This window comes from Cupriavidus sp. 01L45 (assembly GCF_056399885.1).
The window spans coordinates 19360-38421 of sequence record NZ_JBFTSG010000029.1; the positions used below are offsets into that span (position 1 = coordinate 19360).

The following is a 19062-nucleotide window of genomic DNA, read 5'->3' on the forward strand; positions in this document are numbered from 1 at the left end:
ATGACAGTCACCGGCTTGCTGTCACAGTCGATCGAGATCGTGATATCGATCGCCCTGGCGCCGCTTCTGACGGGCTGGGTCAATCAATGCCGTGCCTGGTTGCAGAACAAATCCGCGCCTAGCCTCTGGCAGCCATATCGCACGCTGCACAAACTGTTCAACAAGGAATCGGTGGTGGCACACAACGCATCGCCGCTGTTCCGCGTCACGCCCTATGTGGTGTTCGGCTGCATGGCGCTGGCATGCGCGATCATCCCAACCCTCTCGACGGACCTCCCGCTGGCGCCCGCGGCCGATGCGATCGCGCTGGTCGGCCTGTTTGCGCTGGCACGGGTTTTCATTTCGCTGGCGGCGATGGACATCGGCACCGCCTTCGGCACCCTGGGGGCGCGGCGCGAGATGCTGATCGGGTTTCTTGCCGAGCCGGCATTGCTGATGGTGCTGTTCTCGGCCTCGCTGGTTTCCAAATCGACATCGCTCACTACCATCGTCGAGACACTCGCCCATCGCCAACTGGCGATCTACCCCGGGCTGGCCTTTTCCGGCGTTGCGTTCACCATGGTGTCGCTGGCGGAGAACGCACGCGTGCCGGTCGACAACCCCGCCACGCATCTGGAGCTGACGATGATCCATGAGGCGCTCATCCTGGAATACTCAGGCCGCCACCTCGCACTCATCGAGTGGGCCGCGAGCCTGAAGCTGTTCGCCTACTCGTGTATCGGACTCGCGCTGTTCTTCCCCTGGGGCATCGCCGAGGCCCAGGCGCCATCGTCCATGCTGCTGGCGCTGCCGGCGCTGCTGGCCAAACTCATGGTGGGCGGCATCCTGCTTGCCGCGCTGGAGACGGTGAGCGCCAAGATGCGCATCTTCCGCGTCCCGGAATTCCTGGCTACCGCCTTCTTGCTGGCGGTGATCGGCATGCTGGTGCATTTGCTGCTTGCCCGCTGACATGAGCACCCTGCTGACCCAGTTTGTCAACCTGCTCGGCGCGGTGCTGCTGATCCTGGCCTTCGGGATGATCTCGCAGCGCCGCATCCTGACGCTGATCCACCTGTTCACGCTGCAGGGCGCCACCCTGGCGCTGGCGACGGCCGTGGTCGGCTACGTGACCCGGCAGCCAGACCTGTACCTGTCGGCCGGCGTGACTTTCGCGCTTAAGGTGCTGCTGATCCCCTATCTCCTGCACCGGGTCATCACCCGGCTTGATATCCGCTGGGACGTAGAGACGCTGATCAACATTCCGACCATCATGGTGATCGGCATTCTGGTGGTGATCTTCGCGTTCAACCTGGCCATGCCGATCTCGCGGCTGTCGGTGAAGTTGGCCAGCGGCACGCTCGGCATCGCGCTGGCCTGCATACTGCTTTCGTTCCTGATGATGATCACCCGGTCGAAGGCGATACCGCAGGTCATCGGCTTCCTGGCCATGGAGAATGGATTGTTCTTTGCCGCGACCTCGGCGACCTACGGCATGCCGATGGTGGTCGAGCTAGGCATCGCGCTGGACGTGCTGATCGGCGTGCTGATCCTGGGCGTGTTCATGTTCCAGATCCGCGAGCAGTTCGACAGCCTGGACATCCGCCACCTAGAGAAGCTGAAGGAGGACTGAGTTGATCGCGCTAGCCTTCCTGCTTGCAACCCCGCTCGCCGGCGGGCTGGTGCTGGCGCTGGTCGGTCATCGCGATCATGCGCGCGACGTCAACGTCGTGTTCAGCCTGGGCACCTTCATCGCGGCCTGCCTGCTCACCGGGCGAATTATCGACGACGGTCCCACGCTCGCGTGGGACCGTGCGTTCTACATAGACGCCCTGAACGTGTTTCTCGTTACGCTGACCGCGTTCGTGGGCCTGACCACGTCCATCTTCTCGCGGCCCTACATGCGCGTGGAGCGCGACCACGGCAAGATGACGCCGCCGCGGCTGCGCCTGTACCACAGCATGTACCAGCTATTCACCTTTACGATGCTGCTGGCGCTGACCACCAACAATATGGGCATCGTATGGGTGGCGATGGAAGCCGCCACGCTGACCACGGTGCTGTTGGTCAGCGTGTACCGGACGGCGGCCAGCCTCGAGGCGGCCTGGAAGTACTTCATCCTGTGTGGCGTGGGTATCGCCCAGGCGCTCTTTGGCACGGTGCTGCTCTACATGGCGGCCGAGCAGGTCATTGGCCCCGAGGGCGGCGCGCTGCTGTGGACCAACCTCGATGCGGTCAAGGGCCGGCTGGACCCGAATATCATCACCCTGGCGTTTGCCTTCCTGTTCATCGGCTATGGCACCAAGGTCGGCCTGGTTCCCGTGCACAACTGGCTGCCGGACGCGCATGCCGAGGGGCCAACCCCGGTGTCCGCCGTGCTGTCCGGCCTGCTGCTCAATGTGGCGCTCTACGCCATCCTGCGCTGCAAGGTGTTGACGGACGGCGCGCTGAACAACCATCTCACCGGCCGCCTGATGATGGGCTTCGGCCTGGTTTCCGTAGTGGCGGCGGTCTTGCTCCTCATCCGTCAGCGGGACGTCAAGCGCATGTTCGCCTACTCCTCCATCGAGCATATGGGCATGATGACCTTCGCTTTTGGCATGGGCGGCCCGATCGCCAGCTTCGCCGGACTGCTGCACATGACGGTGCATTCGCTGGTCAAGTCCGCGATCTTCTTCGCCGTCGGCCATGCGGCCCAGCAAGCGGGAACCCAGGCCATGGACGAGATCCGCGGGCTGGTCCGGGTCAGCCCCACGGTCGGTTGGGGCCTGATGCTGGGCGTACTGGCCATTCTGGGCATGCCACCGTTCGGCGTGTTCGCCAGCGAGTTCCTGATCGTGACGACCGCGATGCGGGAACAACCCTGGGCCACGCCCTTCCTGCTGGTCGCGCTCGGCCTGGCCTTTGCGTCAGTGTTCAGCCGCGTGCAACCGATGGTCTTCGGCGAGACCACCCTGAAACCCCTGCCGCACCCGCCGGCGCTGGTCCCGGTATTCTTGCACCTCATACTCGGCTTGATGCTGGGTCTCTATATCCCGCCGTACCTGGATGCGTGGTACCGCCAGGCGGCCGCCATGCTGGGGGGTTGAGCACATGGCCCTGCCTGAACTCGGACTCGACCTGCATCGCCTCCCGGCACCGCTGCCGGTATGGCACGGGCTCGCCGGTCCCGATGCATGGAGCGCGGCAGCGCGCACGGTCGCGGACACGGGCGGACGACTGATTTCCGTGTGGGGCGCCGATCGCAGCGCTGCGGGCGGGACGTTGGCGGCATGCGCCGCGTATGCCGTACCGGATGGACTGGTCTGGCTCGAACTGCGGCTCGGCGGCCCGGCTCAGGGGGTTCCGGATCTGGCCGGCATCTTCCCGTGTGCCGGGCGGATGCAGCGCGCCATGGCGGACCTCTCGGGCATCCGGGTGCAAGGCAGCCACGACCAGCGCCCGTGGCTCGACCATGGCCTGTGGCCACCCGGGTCATTCCCCCTGCAACATGGGACGCAACCGCTGGCCGCCGCGGGCAGGCTGCCCGCGGACTACGCCTTCGTACGTGTCGATGGCGATGGGGTGCATGAGATAGCCGTCGGCCCGGTGCATGCCGGCATCATCGAACCCGGCCACTTCCGCTTCTCCGTCGTCGGCGAAAAGGTGCTGCGCCTTGAAGCCCTCCTCGGCTACACGCACAAGGGCATCGAACGCCGCTTCACCGAACTGGCGCCGAGTGAGGCTTACCGGCTCGCAGGCCGCATCTCAGGCGACTCGACCGTGGCCTATGCCTGGGCCTACTGTATGGCGCTGGAATCCGCCTCGGGGAGCGAAATACCGGCAAGGGCGGCCTCGCTGCGCGCCCTGATGCTGGAGCGCGAGCGCGTGGCCAACCACCTGGGCGACCTCGGTGCGTTGGGCAACGATGCCGGACTGGCCTTTGGACTGGCTCAGTTCTCGCGGCTGCGCGAGGATTGGCACCGGCTGTCCGGGGAAGCCTTCGGACATCGCTTCATGATGGATGCGGTGGTGCCCGGGGGTGTCGCGATCGATCCGGCGCCGCGCATGATGGACCGGCTGCGCAAGCAGTGCGACGGCATCGAGCGCGAAGTTCGCGCGTTGCGGCGCGTCTATGACCAGCATGCCGGACTGCAGGACCGGTTTCGCGCCACGGGCCGGGTAACGCCACAACTTGCCGCCCAGCTTGGCCTCGCGGGGCTCGCCGGACGCGCCAGCGCGCAAGCGGCGGACCTGCGCTGCGACCACGCATGGCCGCCCTATGACCGGTTAGACGTCACGATGGCCACGCACCGCGATGGCGATGTCGCCGCACGCGTGGCGATGCGCTTTGACGAGACCATTGAATCCCTGCGGCTTGTTCGCGCCATCTGCTCGGAACAGCCCGGCGGCACGATCCATGCCGGCATCCGGGCGCAGGACGCGATCTCCATCGGAGCAGGCTGGGTGGAGGGCTGGCGCGGCGAAATCCTTGTGGCGCTCGAAATCGGCGCTGACGGCAGAATCCTGCGTTGCCACTGCCATGATCCCTCCTGGCAGAACTGGCCGGTGCTTGAGCACGCGGTCATTGGCAACATCGTTCCGGACTTTCCGCTGATCAACAAGTCATTCAACCTCAGCTATTCGGGACACGACCTCTGATGTGGCGCATCCTCAAACAAATCGTCCGCACTGGCATCGTCACGGAGCCGCCCCCGGCCGTCGATGGCGATGGTGGCGCCGCGATGCAACGTATCCACCAGGACATCCTCGACATCCTCGGTCAGGCGCTCACGATCAGGGAGGTCGATGCAGGCTCGTGCAACGGCTGCGAGCTGGAAATCCACGCGCTCAACAACCCCTACTACAACATTGAGGGGCTTGGCATCAAATTCGTTGCCAGCCCGCGCCACGCTGACATGCTGCTGGTGACAGGACCGGTTTCGCGCCACATGGAAGACGCTTTGCGGCGTACCTATGACGCGACGCCAGAGCCGAAACTCGTGGTCGCGGTGGGTGACTGCGGCTGTACAGGAGGCATCTTCGGCGAGAGCTATGCGAGTTGCGGTCGCGTCGCCAACGTCATCCCCGTCGACGTCGCCGTGCCTGGCTGCCCGCCTCCCCCCATCGAGATCCTGCGGGGGATACTGACCGCCGTGCAGCGGCGCAAAAGCTAGATCCTCCACGTGATCCTCATGGAGGATGGCGACGGCATCTTTTAAAGGAAGCGCGGTCAACGCGGCCACGACGGCTCCGGGGGTCGTGCAGACCGGCGTAGTGACCGGCATCAAGCACATTTTCCGACAGGGAGCGAGACAACGGGAAGCGGGGAAAGCCGGCAGGGGTTGCCCCGCCGCGACAGCACACCCCGACCTCACTCCAGGGTCACATTGGCCTTCTTGACCAGTGCCGCATAGCGCGCCGCTTCGCTCTGGAAGAACTTCGCGGCGGCCTCCGGCGTGCCGGGATTGATCGTATTGCCCTGCCTCTTCATCGCTTCCAGGACATCCGGGCTGGTGAATGCCTTGACGAACACGGTGTTGAGGCGCTTGACCTCGGCCGGCGGAAGCCCTGCCGGACCCACCACGGCAAACCAGCCCTCGACCGCGAAGTCTGGCAAACCTTGTTCGGCGATGGTTGGAATCTCCGGCGCGGCGGGCGAGCGCGTGGCGCCGCACAGGCCGATCGCACGCAGGGTGCCGTTCTTCAGGTGCGGCGCCACGGCGTTAAGCGCCACGACCCCCATCTCCACCTGGCCCGCGATCAGGTCGGTCATCATCGGGCCGGTGCCTTTGTAGGGCACGTGCCGGGCTTTGACGTGCGCTTCATCGAGGAACATCTCCGCGGCGAGCTGGATGATGGTACCGTTGCCCGATGACGCATAGTTGAGCGAATCGGGCTTGGCCTTGAGCAAGGCAACGAGTTCCTGCACGTTCTTCGCGGGAACCTTGGGGTTGACCACAAGGACCAGCGGCGTCGAGCCGATCACGCTGATGGGCGTGAAGTCCTTGATCGCGTCGAACGGCATCTTCTTGTACACGCTCGGATTGATGACATGGTTGTTGGAGAACAGGCCCAGCGTCGTGCCATCGGGCGGCGCCTTGGCCACCGCCGCTGCGCCGGTAATGCCGCCGGCGCCGGGGAGATTCTCGATCACCACCGGCTGGCCCAGGCTCTTGCCGAGCGACGGTCCGGCGGCGCGCGCGATAGCATCCACGCCCGAGCCCGCGCTGATAGGCAGGATCAGGCGTACCGGCCGGCCCGAGCCTTGGGCCATGACGGTGCCGGCCGGCAAGGCGACCGCGAGTGCGATGGCCGAAGCGGCCATGCCGAGTACCGCCCGGCGCGAAAGGGGGAATGCCATGTCTGTCTCCGTATGCTTATCGTTCTGATCCGCGTGGCCATCCGATGCCACGCGGCAATGCGGGTAGATTCAATCCGGCGTGCGCGTGCGCAGGCCGGACAGGATTTCGTCGTTGTGCTCGCCGATGCCCGGCAGCGGCATGCGCACGCCGGGCCTGCGTCCGCCCATCAGCAGCGGCAGCAGCACGACGTCCGTGGTGCCGCCATCCTCGGTCTGCATCGGCACGAGGCCACCGCTTGCCTTCAGGTGAGGGTCATCCAGCAGTTGCTCCGGACGCATGATGGGCGCGTAGGGAATGCCCGCGGCTTCGAGCTTCGGCGAGAGTTCTTCCACGCGATGGTCCTTGAGAATCGCACCCAGCCGTTCCAGCAATGCCGGACGTACCGCGACGCGCATGGCGTTGGTCGCGAGCTCCGGATCGGCAGCCAGGTCGGGACGTTGCAGCACGCCGCACAAGATGTTGAACTGCTTGTCGCTGACGGCGCCGATAAACAATTGCTCGCCTCCGGCCAGCGTGAACACGTCGTAGACGCTCCAGGCGGACACGCGCGACGGCATCGGCGGCGGCGGCTCGCCTGTCATCGAGAACTGCTGCATATGCTGGGACGACAGGAACACGCAATTCTCGAACAGCGCGCTCTGCACTTCCTGCCCCCTGCCGGTACGGTCGCGCTCCCGCAGGGCGGCCATCACGCCGATGGCGCCGAACATGCCGCCCATGATGTCGTTCACCGAGGTACCCGCGCGCAGCGGGCGGCCCTTGGGCCCGGTCATGTAGGACAGGCCTCCCATCATCTGCACGACTTCGTCGAGCGCCAGGCGGTTTTCATAAGGGCCGGGCAGGAAGCCCTTGTGCGACACGTAGATCAGCCCGGGGAATCTGGCGGACAACGTGGCGTAGTCCAGCCCGCATTTCTCCATCAGGCCCGGGCGGAAGTTCTCCAGCAACACATCGCACTGGCCAACCAGTTCCGCTGCCGYGGCCTGTCCTTCCGGGGTGGTGATGTCGATGACGACGCTCTTCTTGTTGCGGTTGAACGAGCGGAAGAAGCCGATGCCAAGGCCGGGCAGGTTGCGCGTCTTGTCGCCGCCGGGGGGTTCGACCTTGATGACTTCCGCGCCCAGGTCCGCGAGGATCATGCCGCAGGTCGGGCCCATCACCATATGGGTGAACTCAACCACGCGGACGCCGGCGAGCGGCAAGGAGGCATGTTCAGTGCTCATGATTTTCTCTCTCAGGCGCAGGCGGCGGCAGCATCGGCCACCGATGCGGGAAATGTCTTGGGCAGGCCGGCGCGCCACAGCGTGCCGTGCAGGGTCTCATTGGTCAGCCAGCCGGCCACGCGCTCGCGCAGCGCCAGCAACCGGTCGATATCGATGCCGGTATCGAAGCCCATGCTGCCCAGCAGGTAGGCCAGGTCTTCGGTGGCGACATTGCCGCTGGCGCCGGGCGCGTGCGGGCAACCGCCAATCCCGGCGAGACAGGCATCAAAGCGGGTCACGCCGGCTTGCAGGGCGGCATACACGTTGGCCAGGCCAAGCCCGCGCGTGTCGTGGAAATGGCCGCACCAGAAGCGGTCGCCGGCGATTGCCGTGGCGCGTTCAAACAGGCTGCGCACCATTGCGGGATCGGCATAGCCCACCGTGTCCGCCAGGCTGACGCGATCGGCGCCCGCATCCAGCAGGGCCTGCATCAGGCGGAGCACCTCGTCCGGATCCACATGTCCCTGCAGCGTGCAGCCGAAGGCCGTGCCCACGCCGCCTTCGATCAGCGTCCTGGAGCCGGCCGCGTCGCGGGCGGCGCGGATCCTTGCCACCTCGGCCACCACCTCGTCGGGCGTCTTGCGCAGGTTGGCCAGACTATGGGCATGGCTGGCGGACAGCGGCACCAGCATCAGGTCGGCGCCGCTGGCGATGGCGTTTTCCGCGCCCCGCAGGTTTGGTACCAGGACCGAGACGAACAGCCCCGGCAGCGACCTGGCAAAGTCCACGAGTTCCGCGGTATCGGCGAGTTGCGGCAGCAGCTTCGCCGGGACGAAGGAGCCGACCTCTATTTCCCGCTGGCCTGCCGCATAGGCCGCCTGGATCCACTCGCGCTTGGCGGAGGTCGGCAGGATGGTGGCGATGCTCTGCAGGCCGTCGCGCAGCCCGACCTCCCGAATCACGGCCCGGCGTGGAGCGAATTCAGCGTGTGTTGTCATTCTGTCTGGGTCCCCTCGGATGTTCGTGTTTCGGTCTGGCATGAGCACTCTATGCCATTCCAATCGAAGGCAGAAGCGCTAATCCAGAAGCACTAACATTCCGAATCGGAATGGCTGGCTAGCATCACACCATCCCATGCGCCCCCGGTTTAGAAATTCCTGAGCAACGCAACACCCGCTAAAATTACTACGCTAAATTTCCATATCGGAAATCCTGAACTCAACACCGGAAGCTTCCGATGCGTGACCTGGACCTCACCTCCCTGCGCCTGTTCGTGGCGGTTTGCGAGACGCGCAACATGGCGCGCGCCGGCGAACAGCAACACATCGTGGCTTCGGCCATCAGCAAGCGCCTGGCTCAACTGGAAGACACCGTGGGCGTCACGCTGTTCGAGCGGCGCCGGCGTGGGGTGATACCGACCGCGGCTGGCGAGATCCTCCTAGAGCACGCACGCGCCATGCTGGCCGCGGCTGATCGCGTGGAGCGCGATATGACCGACTACGGCACTGGCATCAAGGGACAAGTCCGCCTGCTGTCCACTGTCTCGTGCATGGCCGAGTCGCTCCCCGACGATATCGCCAGCTTTCTGCAAGTGCCTGACCATCGGGATATCCGCGTCACCGTCGAGGAGAGCATCAGCCGCGAGCTTGTCCGCTCACTGCGGGAAGGCTCCGCGCCGCTGGGCATCTGCTGGGATGCCGCGGATCTCGAAGGACTCCAGACCCGGCCCTATCGCAGCGATACCTTGGCAGCCATCGTGCATTCCTCGCATCCGCTCGCGAGCCAGGCGGAGTGTTCCTTCGAGCAGACGCTTGAATTCGACCATATCGGCCTGCCCGGGCAGACCGCGGTACACACCATGCTGGCGCGCGCGGCGGCCATCATCGGCAAGCCGATGGCGTACCGGGTGGTGGTTTCCTCCTTCGATGCGTCCCTGCGCTGCGTCCGCGCAAACCTCGGTCTTGCCATCGTGCCCCGCGAGGTAGTTGAGCCCCTTTCCGCCAGCTTTGGCGTGCAGATGGTCCCGCTCACGGATAGCTGGGCGCAGCGCCGCTTCGCGATTTGCTTCCGCGACGAGGCGAGCCTCTCGCCGGCGGCGAAGCTGTTGGTGGATTACCTGGTACGCCAGGCGGCATCCTGACAGCCCGCCGGGCACCGTCGGGCCAGAACACCTATGCTTGATTCCTGCGAGGCGCGTGAACCTGCGGGACTGCGCCCCCTGGCGCTACTGTTCCAGCGCGTCACAATACAGAGCAGAGCGTGGCCTCGGGCCACGGATACCGGGAGACCTCCATGGATTCGAAAGCGCAGCGCAACGTACATGTCGTGCCTCACGGCGACGGCTGGGATGTCGTCCATGAAGGCGCCAGGGGCGAGCGAGCCCATTTCCTCAATCAGGAGGAAGCCGTCGAGGCCGCCACGGTGATCGCCAGGCGCGAGAAGGTAGAGTTGCTGGTTCACGGCCAGGATGGCCAGATCCGCATGCGCAACAGCTATGGTCACGACCCTCGCGACGTGCGGGGCTAGACAGTAAGCCGGCGCCATCGGGAGCGACCCGGGATCCGGAAATACCAAGCCATTGCTTGTGTAATTCACGGCACCACCTTATTATCCAAGCATCATTTTGGATAATAAGGTGGCAGCCATCCTGCCGCACGCTCTCAATGCCCCCTGAACAAGCCTTCACCGGCGCCTGGCGCGAACTGCTCCTTGGCAAGAACGGGTTACTTGCCCTCGCCCTTACCGGCGGCGTGGCGCTTCACGCCATCAACGTCCACATTGTCACCACCGTGCTGCCGTCCGTGGTACGGGACATTGGCGGCCTGGACTGGTACGCCTGGAACACCACGCTTTTCGTCGTCGCCTCCATCGTCGGCGCCGCGCTGTCCGTCCGGCTTCTGGCCGCCCTGGGACCGCGCGGTGCCTTCATTGCCGCGCTGGCCGTGTTCGCACTGGGATCGGCGGGCTGCGCGCTGGCGCCGTCCATGCCCTGGATGCTGGCCAGCCGTGGCGTGCAGGGGCTGGGCGGCGGCACGCTGGCAGCGCTTAGCTATGCACTGATCCGGGTTGTGTTCGCGCCGCCGCTATGGCCCCGCGCGGTGGCGCTGGTCTCGGGCATGTGGGGCATCGCCACGCTCTGCGGGCCGGCCGTGGGCGGATTGTTCGCCCAGGTGGGGCATTGGCGCTGGGCGTTCTGGACGCTGCTGCCGGTGTCCATCATGCAGGGCTTGCTGGTGGCGGTGCAATTGCGCCCGGCCGGCGAGCGCGCATCGTCCGCCGCCGCGCCGAGCATTCCCGCCGCGCAGATCGCACTGCTGGCTGCGTCGATCCTGGCTGTCGCCGCCGGCAGCCTGTCGGCGGCGATGGGCTGGCAGGCCGCCGGCGTGGCCGCGGGCCTGGCATTCGGCGCCGCCGCCATTGTGTGGGACCGGCGCGCGCTGGTGCGGTTGCTGCCTAGCGGCGGCACCGAGCCCGGCACGCCGCTGGGCGCGGTCTATGCCAGCGTGGCCCTGCTCCTGATCGGCACCACCACCGAAGTCTTCGTGCCTTATTTCCTGCAGACCTTGCATGGCCACACACCGCTGGCCGCGGGCTATCTCACAGCCGCGATGGCGGGTGGCTGGAGCCTGGGCGCGCTGCTTTCCTCCGGCCACGGCGGTACGGGCGCGGCACGGCTGCTGCGCGCGGGGCCGGTACTGTGCGCCGCCAGCCTGATCGCGCTGGCGATAGTGGTACCGGCGGGGGCAAGCCTGGCGCCGACGGCTCGCACGCTGCTCAGTGGCCTGGCGCTGGCCGGCGCGGGCGCTGGCGTGGGCATCGGCTGGCCGCATTTGCTGACGCGCGTGCTGACGCTGGCGCCGCACGGCGAGGAAGGCACGGCTTCGGCCGCGATCACAACCGTCCAGCTCTACGGCATGGCGATCGGCGCAGCGATCGCGGGGCTGGTGGCGAATGCCGCTGGCCTGATCGTCCCCGGCGGCACCGCGGGCGCGCAGTCGGCTGCCGCCTGGCTGTTCGCCAGCTTTGCCGTGGCGCCCGTGCTGGCAGCGCTGGCCGCGCGCCGGATTACAAGCCTGGCGCATTAGGATTCCGTGGCGTTGCGCCAACTCCGCCGCCACTACCCGCGCCCGGACGCGCTCAGGCATGCGCCGCGCCTTGGCGCGCAAGTCCGCTAGCATCGCCACCGGCGTCAGGTCGCGCCAGCTGAACGGCAGGTTGCTGACCATCGGCACGGTATGGAGCGCGGACGAGGTGACCAGCAACTTGTGGGCCCCCACGGTCGCAAGCGCCACCGGCCGATGCATCAGCGGCTCAGGCCTCGCGCATCGATATCCCACAGGCCGGCTACCCGCCCCTGCCGGAAGCAGACGTAGTGCCGGTGCAGGTTGGCGGTAGGGTCGCAGTGCCCCGGGATCAGCAGCAGCTTGCCGCCCAGCAACTCGTGGCTGTCGCCGTTGAGCACTTCGAGCACGCCGTGCTCGTCGTTGGCGGCGACGTAGCGCAGCGACCCGTTGCCGTCGCGCGACCACAGCCGCGGCAGGCCGGAATCGACCGCCACCGTCTTCAGGCCGACATCGCAAACCACCACGCCGGGGCGAGCCGTGCTCATCACCGTGGCCGCGATGAACAGGCTGTGCGCCGGCCGGAATTGCCCCATCCATTCATTGGCGCCGTAATGTCCGTCCAGGAACAGATAGGACCCCGGCTGGATCTCGGTGTAGACGCCGCTGCCGACGTCGAACTCCGCGGTGCCGGTCCCCCCGCCCGTGACCACCGGGCAGGCGATGCCGCGCGCATCCAGGTGCCGGACATAGGCATGCGCCGCTTCGGCAGCCCGTTGCGCGGCCTGGCGGCGCTGCGCCCAGGCGGCGATATGCTGGGCCGGGCCGTGATACGCCTGGAGGCCGCCGAACCGCAATGCCGGAAACGCTGCGATGGCGTCAGCCAGCGCGCTCAAGGCATCGCGGCTGGCAACGCCACAGCGTCCGTGTCCCACGTCGACCTCCGGCAACACCGTGATCTTCACGCCCGCGGCGGTGGCGGCGGCCCCCACCGCCCTCACCTGCCGCACGTCATCGGCGCAGATGCTCAGCGCCACATGCCCGGCCAGTTCTATCGCCATGGCCACCTTGTCGGCGCCGGCGAACTCGTTGCTGATATGGATGCTGGCGATGCCGGCCGCCGCGAACGGATAGGCTTCGCTCAGCTTCTGGCAGCAGATGCCCGCGGCTCCCTGGGCCATCTGGGCCCGGGCGATGGCGACGGACTTGTGCGCCTTGGCATGCGGGCGCAAGGCCACGCCCGCGGCAGCCGCCAGGTCACGCATCTGCAGCAGGTTCGATTCGAAGGCGTCCAGGTCCACCAGCAGCGCCGGTGAACCCACGTCCTCCAGCGCATCGCCCTTCGCGGCCGGCTCGGGAAGCCGCAAGGGTGGCCGCCTGGCGGCTGCCGGGCCGGTGTGCTCACGCATGATGCAGCTGCCCCTGGTCTTTCCGCTTCAGCGCCATCGCCAGCACGCGCGCCACGTGCACGGCCTCGGTGTCCGCGCCGTCCAGGATCTGGTGGCGGCAACTGGTGCCGTCGGCGACCACCAGGGCGTTGGCCGCGCGCTGGCGCACCGCCGGCAGCAGCGAGAGTTCCGCCATGGCTTTCGATGCCTCATAGTGCTCGGCCTCGTAGCCGAAGCTGCCCGCCATGCCGCAACAGGAGGAATCCACCGGCGACACCTTCAGGCCGGGGATCCAGCCGAGCACGGTCTGCACCGGGGTGAAGGCATCGAAGGCCTTCTGGTGGCAGTGGCCATGTACCAGGGCCTCGCCGGTCTGCAGCGCATCGAGATCGAGGGCCAGGCGTCCCGCCGTCTTCTCCCGCACCAGGAATTCTTCGAACAGGAAGGCCTGGGCGGCCAGCTTCCTGGCCTCGTCGCCGTAGCCGTAATTGAGGAACTCGTCGCGCAGGGACAGAAGGCACGAAGGCTCCAGCCCCACGATCGGGATGTTCCGGTCGACATAGGGCTTGACGGCATCCAGCAGGCGCCGCGCTTCCTCCCTGGCCTGGTCCACCAGCCCCGCCGCAAGGAAGGTACGGCCGCAGCACAGGGGGCGCTCGCCTTCGCGGGTGTTGAAGTGCACCGTGTAGCCGGCGGCTTCCAGCACTTGCTGCGCCGCCCGCGCGTTTTCCGGCTCCATGTAATTGGTGAACGTGTCCACGAAGAGCATGACTTCGCGGCCCGGTGCTGCCTGCCCCCTGGTCCGGGCTTTCGACAGGAACGATGTCTTGAAGCGTGGCAACGAGCGCTGCGGCGCGAATCCCACCGCGCGCTTTATCGCGCCGGAGATGCCGGGAATGCTGCCGGCCAGCGCGAGCAGCGCGGGGAACCGGCTGGCGACCGGCGCATAGCGCGGCATGAAGGCCACCATGCGCTCGCGCAGGGTGATGCCATGGCGCTTGGTCCAGGCATGGCGGGCCTCGATCTTGAACTTCGCCATATCGACGCCCGTCGGGCAGTCGCGCTTGCAGCCCTTGCAGGAGACGCACAGGTCCAGGGCTTCCTTGACTTCCGCGCTGGCAAGGCCCTCATCGCCCAGCTGGCCGGAGATCGCCAGCCGCAGCGTATTGGCACGACCCCGCGTAACGTGCTGCTCATCCTTGGTCACACGATAGCTCGGGCACATGGTGCCCGCGTCGAACTTGCGGCAATGGCCGTTGTTGTTGCACATCTCCACTGCCGCGGCGAGCCCGCCCGCGCGGTCGCTGCCCGTGCCCGGCGCCGTTTCCTCGCCGGTCAGCGGGTTGCGCGTCACGTTCCAGGCGGACCAGTCCAGTGCGGGCGCGAGCGGCAGCGCGGCGTAGCCCGGCGCGAAGCGGAAGTTCTCGCGCGCGTCCATCTTCGGCGGCCGCACGATCTTGTCCGGGTTGAAGCGGTTGTCCGGGTCGAACAGCGCCTTGATCTCGCCAAAGGCGGCATTGATGCGCGGACCRTATTGCCAGGCCACCCACTCACCCCGGCACAGCCCGTCGCCGTGTTCGCCGGAATAGGCGCCCTTGTACTCACGCACCAGCGCGGCCGCTTCCTCCGCGATTTCGCGCATGCGCAGCGCGCCGTCGCGCCGCATGTCCAGGATCGGGCGCACATGCAGCGTGCCCACGCTGGCATGGGCGTACCACGTGCCTTCGGTCTCGTGCTTGTGGAACACGGCGGTGAGCCGGCGCGTGTACTCGGCCAGGTGCTCCAGGGGAACAGCGCAATCCTCGATGAAGGACACCGGCTTGCCGTCGCCCTTCATGCTCATCATGATGTTCAGGCCCGCCTTGCGCACATCCCACAGCGCCTTCTGGGCTTTGGCATCGGGCATCTTGACCACGGAGCCCGGCAGGCCCAGGTCGCTCATCAGCGTCGCGAGATCGTCGAGCCGCGCCAGCAGCGCGCTGTGCTCCTCGCCCGCGAACTCGACCAGCAGGATGGCCTGCGGCTCGCCGGACAGGGCCTGCCCGATCACCGGGCGGAACGCCGGGTTCTCCATCGACAGGTCGATCATGGTGCGGTCCACCAGCTCTACGGCCACGGGCTTGAGCTTGACGATATGCTGCGTCATGTCCATCGCCTGGTAGAACGTGGGAAAGTTCACCACACCCAGTACCTTGTGCTGCGGCAGCGGCGACAGCTTCAGCGTGAGCTGCCGGCTGTAGGCGAGCGTGCCTTCGGATCCCACCAGGATATGCGAGAGATTGGCGTAGCCGTCGTCGGTATAGGCGCGCGGATTCTGGCATTCGAACAGGTCGATGTTGTAGCCCGCCACGCGGCGCAGCACCTTCGGCATGCGCTCGGCGATTTCCTCGCGCTCGCGGGTGGCGATTCGCCGCAGGCCTTGCAGGATGCCCTCCACGCGCCTGTCCGCGACAGCCTCTTTGAGTGAGCCGAAATGGCATTGGCTGCCGTCGGCCAGCACGGCATCGATGCCCAGCACGTTGTGCACCATGTTGCCGTACTCGATGGAGCGTGAGCCGCATGAGTTGTTCCCGGCCATGCCGCCGATGGTGCATTGGGCTCCGGTCGATACATCCACGGGAAACCACAAGCCGTGCGGCTTGAGCCAGGCATTGAGGTGGTCCAGCACGATGCCGGGTTCCACGGTGACGGTGCGGGCGGCGGGATCGAAATCCACGACGTTGTTGAGCCACTTGCTGTTGTCGATCACCAGCGCCTCGCCAACGGTCTGGCCGCACTGGCTGGTGCCCGCGCCGCGCGCCAGCACCGGGGCCTTTTCGTCGCGGGCGATCTCCAGCGCCAGCATCAGGTCGGCCTGGTCGCGCGGCACCACCACGCCGACCGGCATGATCTGGTAGATCGAGGCATCGGTAGAGTAGCGGCCCCGGCTGGCCCGGTCGAAGAGCACATCGCCGCGCAGTTCCTTGCGCAGTCGTGCCGACAGCGGCGAGCTGGCACGGCCTTGCGACGGCACGAGGTGGATCGGCTTGACCAGCAGCGAGGGGGAGGAATCATTCATGGCTTTCTACCAGTGGCTTGTGGGTATCGGTGCCGCATCTGCGCGCGGCTTGTTACGCGAGGATGAGTTCGACCGCAGGCAGGCCGGCGATCCTGCCCAGCGCCGCGCCCGGCTTGTTCCTCTTTTCGTGCCCGCCCGGTCCGGGCCGGGGCAGATTCATCGCCGCCGGCTCTATGGCCGGTTCCCGCTAGTGCACGCAGGCGGCGGGGCGCCAAAAGGCAACACCTCTCCCTGGCCTCACCCCGGGAGGTGAAGCCATGCCTGTCTGCACTTGCGGTGACTCAGGAAGACCGGCGTACGCCTGCCGCGCGGGCAAGCCGCCCGGCCTTCCGGTGCCGGTTCAGGCCGCGGCCTTCAGCGCTGGCGCGTCCGCATGCGCGGCCAGGTACTCCATCGCCGCCACGACCCCGCTCGCCGCCACCGGCACGCCCGCGAGCTTCAGCCCCATCTCGCAACCGGACAACGTGGCCATCAGGGTCAGGTCGTTGCAGTCGCCGAGATGCCCGATACGGAACATCTTGCCGCGCATCTTGCCCAGTGCCTGCCCCAGCGACATGTCGAAGCGTTCATAGATGTGCTTGCGCACCGCGTCGGCGTCCACGCCCTCCGGCATCATCACGCCGGTCAGCACCGGGCTGTACACCGATGCGTCCGCGCACTGGATCTCCAGCCCCCAGGCCCCCACCGCGCGGCGGGCCGCCTCGGCCAGCCGCTGGTGCCGCGCGAAGACGTTGTCCAGGCCCTCGTCCAGGATCATGTCCAGCGCCTCCGACAGGCCATAGAGCAGGTTGGTGTTCGGCGTGTACGGCCAGTAGCCGTTCTTGTTGGCTTCGATGATTTCGTCCCAGCCCCAAAAAGCACGCGGCAGCTTCGCCTGCTTGCTGGCCGCGATCGCCTTCGGCGACAACGCGTTGAAGCTGATCCCCGGCGGCAGCATCAGGCCCTTCTGCGAACCCGACACCGTTACGTCCACGCCCCACTCGTCGTGCMGGTAGTCCGCCGAGGCCAGGCCGGAGATGGTGTCCACCAACAGCAGCGCCGGGTGGCCGGCCGCGTCGATAGCGCGGCGCACGGCGGCAATATTCGAGGTAACGCCGGTCGAAGTCTCGTTGTGCACCACGCATACGGCCTTGATGGCGTGCGCGCTGTCGGCACGCAGGCGGGCTTCGATCATGTCCGGCTGCACGCCGCGGCGCCAGCCCTCGATGCCCGGCAGGCCCAGGAATTCCGGCTTCAGTCCCAGTGCCTCCGCCATTTTCTTCCACAGCGTGGCGAAGTGACCCGTCTCGAACATCAGCACGTTGTCGCCGGGGCTCAGCGTATTGGTCAGYGCGGCTTCCCAGGCACCCGTCCCGGAGGCCGGATAGATGATCACCGGCTGCGCGGTCTTGAAGATCTTCTTGATATCGGCCAGGACCTTGCGGCCCAGCGCGCCAAACTCCGGACCGCGGTGGTCGATGGTCGGATAGCTCATCGCACGCAGGATGCGGTCGGGCACGGGGCTCGGACCGGGGATCTGAAGGAAGTGGCGGCCAGCGGGGTGGAAGTCGAGTTTGATCATGGATTGGTCCCTCCTTTGTGGATTATGAATTTTGCATTCAAAATACTTTAGCAGACGAAAGGACCGCCTTCCAAGCGCTGAATGACTGTAAACACTGGGTGTTTACCCCGAAGCTGCGCGTCTGGTGAGAGATGCAGTAAAATGCGGAAAACGCAAAGATAAGGACTTTGTATGCAGAATCCAGTTGGCGGCGACCTCTCCCGCCCTGCGCCGGTCCTCCCCAAGGTTGAACGGCAACGGCTTCACGACACAGTAGTCGAGCACCTGCGCAAATTCATCGTGGAAGGCGTGCTATCGCCAGGCATGAAGCTCAATGAACGCGAATTGTGCGAAACCCTCGGGATCTCGCGCACGCCGCTGCGCGAGGCGTTCAAGGTGCTGGCGGCGGAAGGCCTGATCGAGATTTCTCCCAACCGAGGCGCCAGCGTCTCGCGCATGACGGAATCGGAAGTGTGGGAAACCTTCGAGCTGATGAGCGGCCTCGAAGCTTTTTCGGGCGAGCTGGCATGCGAGCGCATCACGCCGGCCGAGCTGGCGGAGATCAAGGCGCTGCATTATTCGATGCTGGCCTGCCGCGTGCAGAACGACCTGCCGGGCTACTACAGCCGCAACCAGGAAATCCACGACCGGATCAACGAAGCGGCGCGCAATGCCACGCTGCGCCAGACCTACCAGAGCATCAACCGGCGCCTGAAGGCGCTGCGTTTCCGCTCGAATCACGAGACCGACAAGTGGGACCGCGCCGTGCACGATCACGAAGACATGATCAAGGCACTGGAAGCGCGCGACGGCAAGCTGCTCGGCTCGATTCTCAAGCGGCACCTGCTGGAAAAGCGCGACGCCATCATGCGGATCCATCCGGATCCCGTCGGCGACCCGCCCACGGCTAACGCGTAGGCGCGCCGGAAAGCACGGCATATTTCTTGCGGCGATGTCCTGACGAGTAAAGCGCTACCGCCACACCTGCACTGAAACGGCGCCGTCTCCCCGTTGCGCCTTTGTCAGACACTCCCCGATGGTCATGCGTCACGGCGGGTCCAGAATGGAAATATTCACACGTCCAAACACGTCCCAAACAGGAGATCGCCATGACAGCCAGGAATATCCACGTTTTGCCGCACGGAACCGGCTGGGACGTGATCCAGGAGGGGGCGAGGTATGCCAACTCGCATCACACGTCCCAGGAAGACGCCGTGGAAGCCGGTACCCGGGACGCCCAGCGCGAGCACGTCGAACTTCTGATTCACGGCCTGGACGGACAGATCCGTGCGCGCAACAGCTTTGGCCATGATCCTCGTTCGGTGCACGGCTGAGCGCCGCGTCGTGAAGACTTTCCTACCGGCGTTGCACTATTCGCCGCCACTGCCACGCGGCAGCGGCGCCAAACCCGAGCGGCCCAACCCACGAGGAGGCGTATCCCGCCGGCAGGCAAGCGTGGCGTTGCGCGGGCACGTGCTTTGCTCCAAGCGCAT

At 66.4% G+C, this 19062-nt stretch carries 16 protein-coding genes; 10 read left to right on the forward strand and 6 right to left on the reverse strand.

Annotated elements, in window-relative coordinates; genetic code table 11:
* From AC1DT6_RS20215 to AC1DT6_RS20235, 5 genes are read left to right on the forward strand one after another with little or no spacing between them, the layout of a single operon-like run.
* Window positions 1-948 carry a respiratory chain complex I subunit 1 family protein gene (locus tag AC1DT6_RS20215; protein ID WP_441629007.1) on the forward strand — a complete coding sequence of 316 codons (948 nt, stop codon included), beginning with the start codon at window positions 1-3 and terminating at the stop codon, window positions 946-948.
* A gap of 1 nt (window position 949) precedes the next feature.
* Window positions 950-1609: a formate hydrogenlyase gene (locus tag AC1DT6_RS20220; RefSeq protein ID WP_477103023.1), complete on the forward strand. Its 660-nt coding sequence runs from the start codon at window positions 950-952 to the stop codon at window positions 1607-1609.
* A 1-nt stretch (window position 1610) separates the two neighbouring features.
* On the forward strand, window positions 1611-3065 hold the full coding sequence (locus AC1DT6_RS20225) for a hydrogenase 4 subunit F (RefSeq protein ID WP_441629011.1): 1455 nt from the start codon (window positions 1611-1613) through the stop codon (window positions 3063-3065).
* 4 nt (window positions 3066-3069) lie between these two features.
* Window positions 3070-4617, forward strand: a complete 1548-nt coding sequence (locus AC1DT6_RS20230) for a hydrogenase large subunit (protein ID WP_441629013.1) — start codon at window positions 3070-3072, stop codon at window positions 4615-4617.
* Window positions 4617-5132, forward strand: a complete 516-nt coding sequence (locus tag AC1DT6_RS20235) for an NADH-quinone oxidoreductase subunit B family protein (RefSeq protein ID WP_441629015.1) — start codon at window positions 4617-4619, stop codon at window positions 5130-5132. The genes AC1DT6_RS20230 and AC1DT6_RS20235 overlap by 1 nt, the downstream gene beginning before the upstream one ends.
* Before the next feature lie 197 nt (window positions 5133-5329).
* Here the strand turns inward: AC1DT6_RS20235 and AC1DT6_RS20240 are convergent, their stop codons facing one another.
* From AC1DT6_RS20240 to AC1DT6_RS20250, 3 genes are all read right to left on the reverse strand, one after another.
* Window positions 5330-6319 (reverse strand): tripartite tricarboxylate transporter substrate binding protein, encoded by a 990-nt coding sequence (locus AC1DT6_RS20240; protein ID WP_441629017.1) that lies wholly within the window; start codon window positions 6317-6319, stop codon window positions 5330-5332.
* A gap of 69 nt (window positions 6320-6388) precedes the next feature.
* Window positions 6389-7543, reverse strand: a complete 1155-nt coding sequence (locus tag AC1DT6_RS20245) for a CaiB/BaiF CoA transferase family protein (protein WP_477114827.1) — start codon at window positions 7541-7543, stop codon at window positions 6389-6391.
* An 11-nt stretch (window positions 7544-7554) separates the two neighbouring features.
* Window positions 7555-8520, reverse strand: a complete 966-nt coding sequence (locus AC1DT6_RS20250; RefSeq protein ID WP_441629021.1) for a hydroxymethylglutaryl-CoA lyase — start codon at window positions 8518-8520, stop codon at window positions 7555-7557.
* 239 nt (window positions 8521-8759) lie between these two features.
* On the opposite strand from AC1DT6_RS20250, the gene AC1DT6_RS20255 reads away from it, so the two are divergent.
* From AC1DT6_RS20255 to AC1DT6_RS20265, 3 genes are all read left to right on the forward strand, one after another.
* Window positions 8760-9662 (forward strand): LysR family transcriptional regulator, encoded by a 903-nt coding sequence (locus AC1DT6_RS20255; RefSeq protein ID WP_441629023.1) that lies wholly within the window; start codon window positions 8760-8762, stop codon window positions 9660-9662.
* 152 nt (window positions 9663-9814) lie between these two features.
* Window positions 9815-10048: a DUF2188 domain-containing protein gene (locus AC1DT6_RS20260; RefSeq protein WP_441629025.1), complete on the forward strand. Its 234-nt coding sequence runs from the start codon at window positions 9815-9817 to the stop codon at window positions 10046-10048.
* A gap of 137 nt (window positions 10049-10185) precedes the next feature.
* Window positions 10186-11607 carry an MFS transporter gene (locus tag AC1DT6_RS20265; RefSeq protein WP_477111680.1) on the forward strand — a complete coding sequence of 474 codons (1422 nt, stop codon included), beginning with the start codon at window positions 10186-10188 and terminating at the stop codon, window positions 11605-11607.
* Window positions 11608-11825: 218 nt separating this feature from the next.
* On the opposite strand, the gene AC1DT6_RS20270 is transcribed toward AC1DT6_RS20265, so the two are convergent.
* The 3 genes from AC1DT6_RS20270 to AC1DT6_RS20280 all read right to left on the reverse strand — a co-directional run bounded on the left by AC1DT6_RS20270 (window position 11826) and on the right by AC1DT6_RS20280 (window position 17590).
* Window positions 11826-12992: a DSD1 family PLP-dependent enzyme gene (locus AC1DT6_RS20270; protein WP_441629029.1), complete on the reverse strand. Its 1167-nt coding sequence runs from the start codon at window positions 12990-12992 to the stop codon at window positions 11826-11828.
* Window positions 12985-16029 carry an FAD-binding and (Fe-S)-binding domain-containing protein gene (locus tag AC1DT6_RS20275; RefSeq protein WP_441629031.1) on the reverse strand — a complete coding sequence of 1015 codons (3045 nt, stop codon included), beginning with the start codon at window positions 16027-16029 and terminating at the stop codon, window positions 12985-12987. Before AC1DT6_RS20275 ends, AC1DT6_RS20270 begins: the two co-directional genes overlap by 8 nt.
* A gap of 340 nt (window positions 16030-16369) precedes the next feature.
* The gene (locus AC1DT6_RS20280) at window positions 16370-17590 is read right to left on the reverse strand and encodes a pyridoxal-phosphate-dependent aminotransferase family protein (RefSeq protein ID WP_477114828.1); all 1221 of its coding nucleotides are present in this window, start codon (window positions 17588-17590) and stop codon (window positions 16370-16372) included.
* Window positions 17591-17761: 171 nt separating this feature from the next.
* Between AC1DT6_RS20280 and AC1DT6_RS20285 the strand changes: the two genes are divergently transcribed.
* Both AC1DT6_RS20285 and AC1DT6_RS20290 read left to right on the forward strand, forming a co-directional pair.
* A complete protein-coding gene (locus AC1DT6_RS20285) occupies window positions 17762-18487 on the forward strand; it encodes a GntR family transcriptional regulator (RefSeq protein WP_035864360.1) in 726 nt (241 codons plus the stop codon).
* Between the two features lie 191 nt (window positions 18488-18678).
* Window positions 18679-18903: a DUF2188 domain-containing protein gene (locus tag AC1DT6_RS20290; protein ID WP_035864358.1), complete on the forward strand. Its 225-nt coding sequence runs from the start codon at window positions 18679-18681 to the stop codon at window positions 18901-18903.
* Window positions 18904-19062 lie beyond the last annotated feature (159 nt).

Coding starts and splice junctions, on each gene's coding strand:
- AC1DT6_RS20215 (WP_441629007.1), top strand. CDS start 1: ATGACAGTCACCGGCTTGCTGTCACAGTCGATCGAGATCGTGATATCG.
- AC1DT6_RS20220 (WP_477103023.1), top strand. CDS start 950: ATGAGCACCCTGCTGACCCAGTTTGTCAACCTGCTCGGCGCGGTGCTG.
- AC1DT6_RS20230 (WP_441629013.1), top strand. CDS start 3,070: ATGGCCCTGCCTGAACTCGGACTCGACCTGCATCGCCTCCCGGCACCG.
- AC1DT6_RS20235 (WP_441629015.1), top strand. CDS start 4,617: ATGTGGCGCATCCTCAAACAAATCGTCCGCACTGGCATCGTCACGGAG.
- AC1DT6_RS20240 (WP_441629017.1), bottom strand. CDS start 6,319: ATGGCATTCCCCCTTTCGCGCCGGGCGGTACTCGGCATGGCCGCTTCG.
- AC1DT6_RS20250 (WP_441629021.1), bottom strand. CDS start 8,520: ATGACAACACACGCTGAATTCGCTCCACGCCGGGCCGTGATTCGGGAG.
- AC1DT6_RS20255 (WP_441629023.1), top strand. CDS start 8,760: ATGCGTGACCTGGACCTCACCTCCCTGCGCCTGTTCGTGGCGGTTTGC.
- AC1DT6_RS20260 (WP_441629025.1), top strand. CDS start 9,815: ATGGATTCGAAAGCGCAGCGCAACGTACATGTCGTGCCTCACGGCGAC.
- AC1DT6_RS20265 (WP_477111680.1), top strand. CDS start 10,186: ATGCCCCCTGAACAAGCCTTCACCGGCGCCTGGCGCGAACTGCTCCTT.
- AC1DT6_RS20270 (WP_441629029.1), bottom strand. CDS start 12,992: ATGCGTGAGCACACCGGCCCGGCAGCCGCCAGGCGGCCACCCTTGCGG.
- AC1DT6_RS20285 (WP_035864360.1), top strand. CDS start 17,762: ATGCAGAATCCAGTTGGCGGCGACCTCTCCCGCCCTGCGCCGGTCCTC.
- AC1DT6_RS20290 (WP_035864358.1), top strand. CDS start 18,679: ATGACAGCCAGGAATATCCACGTTTTGCCGCACGGAACCGGCTGGGAC.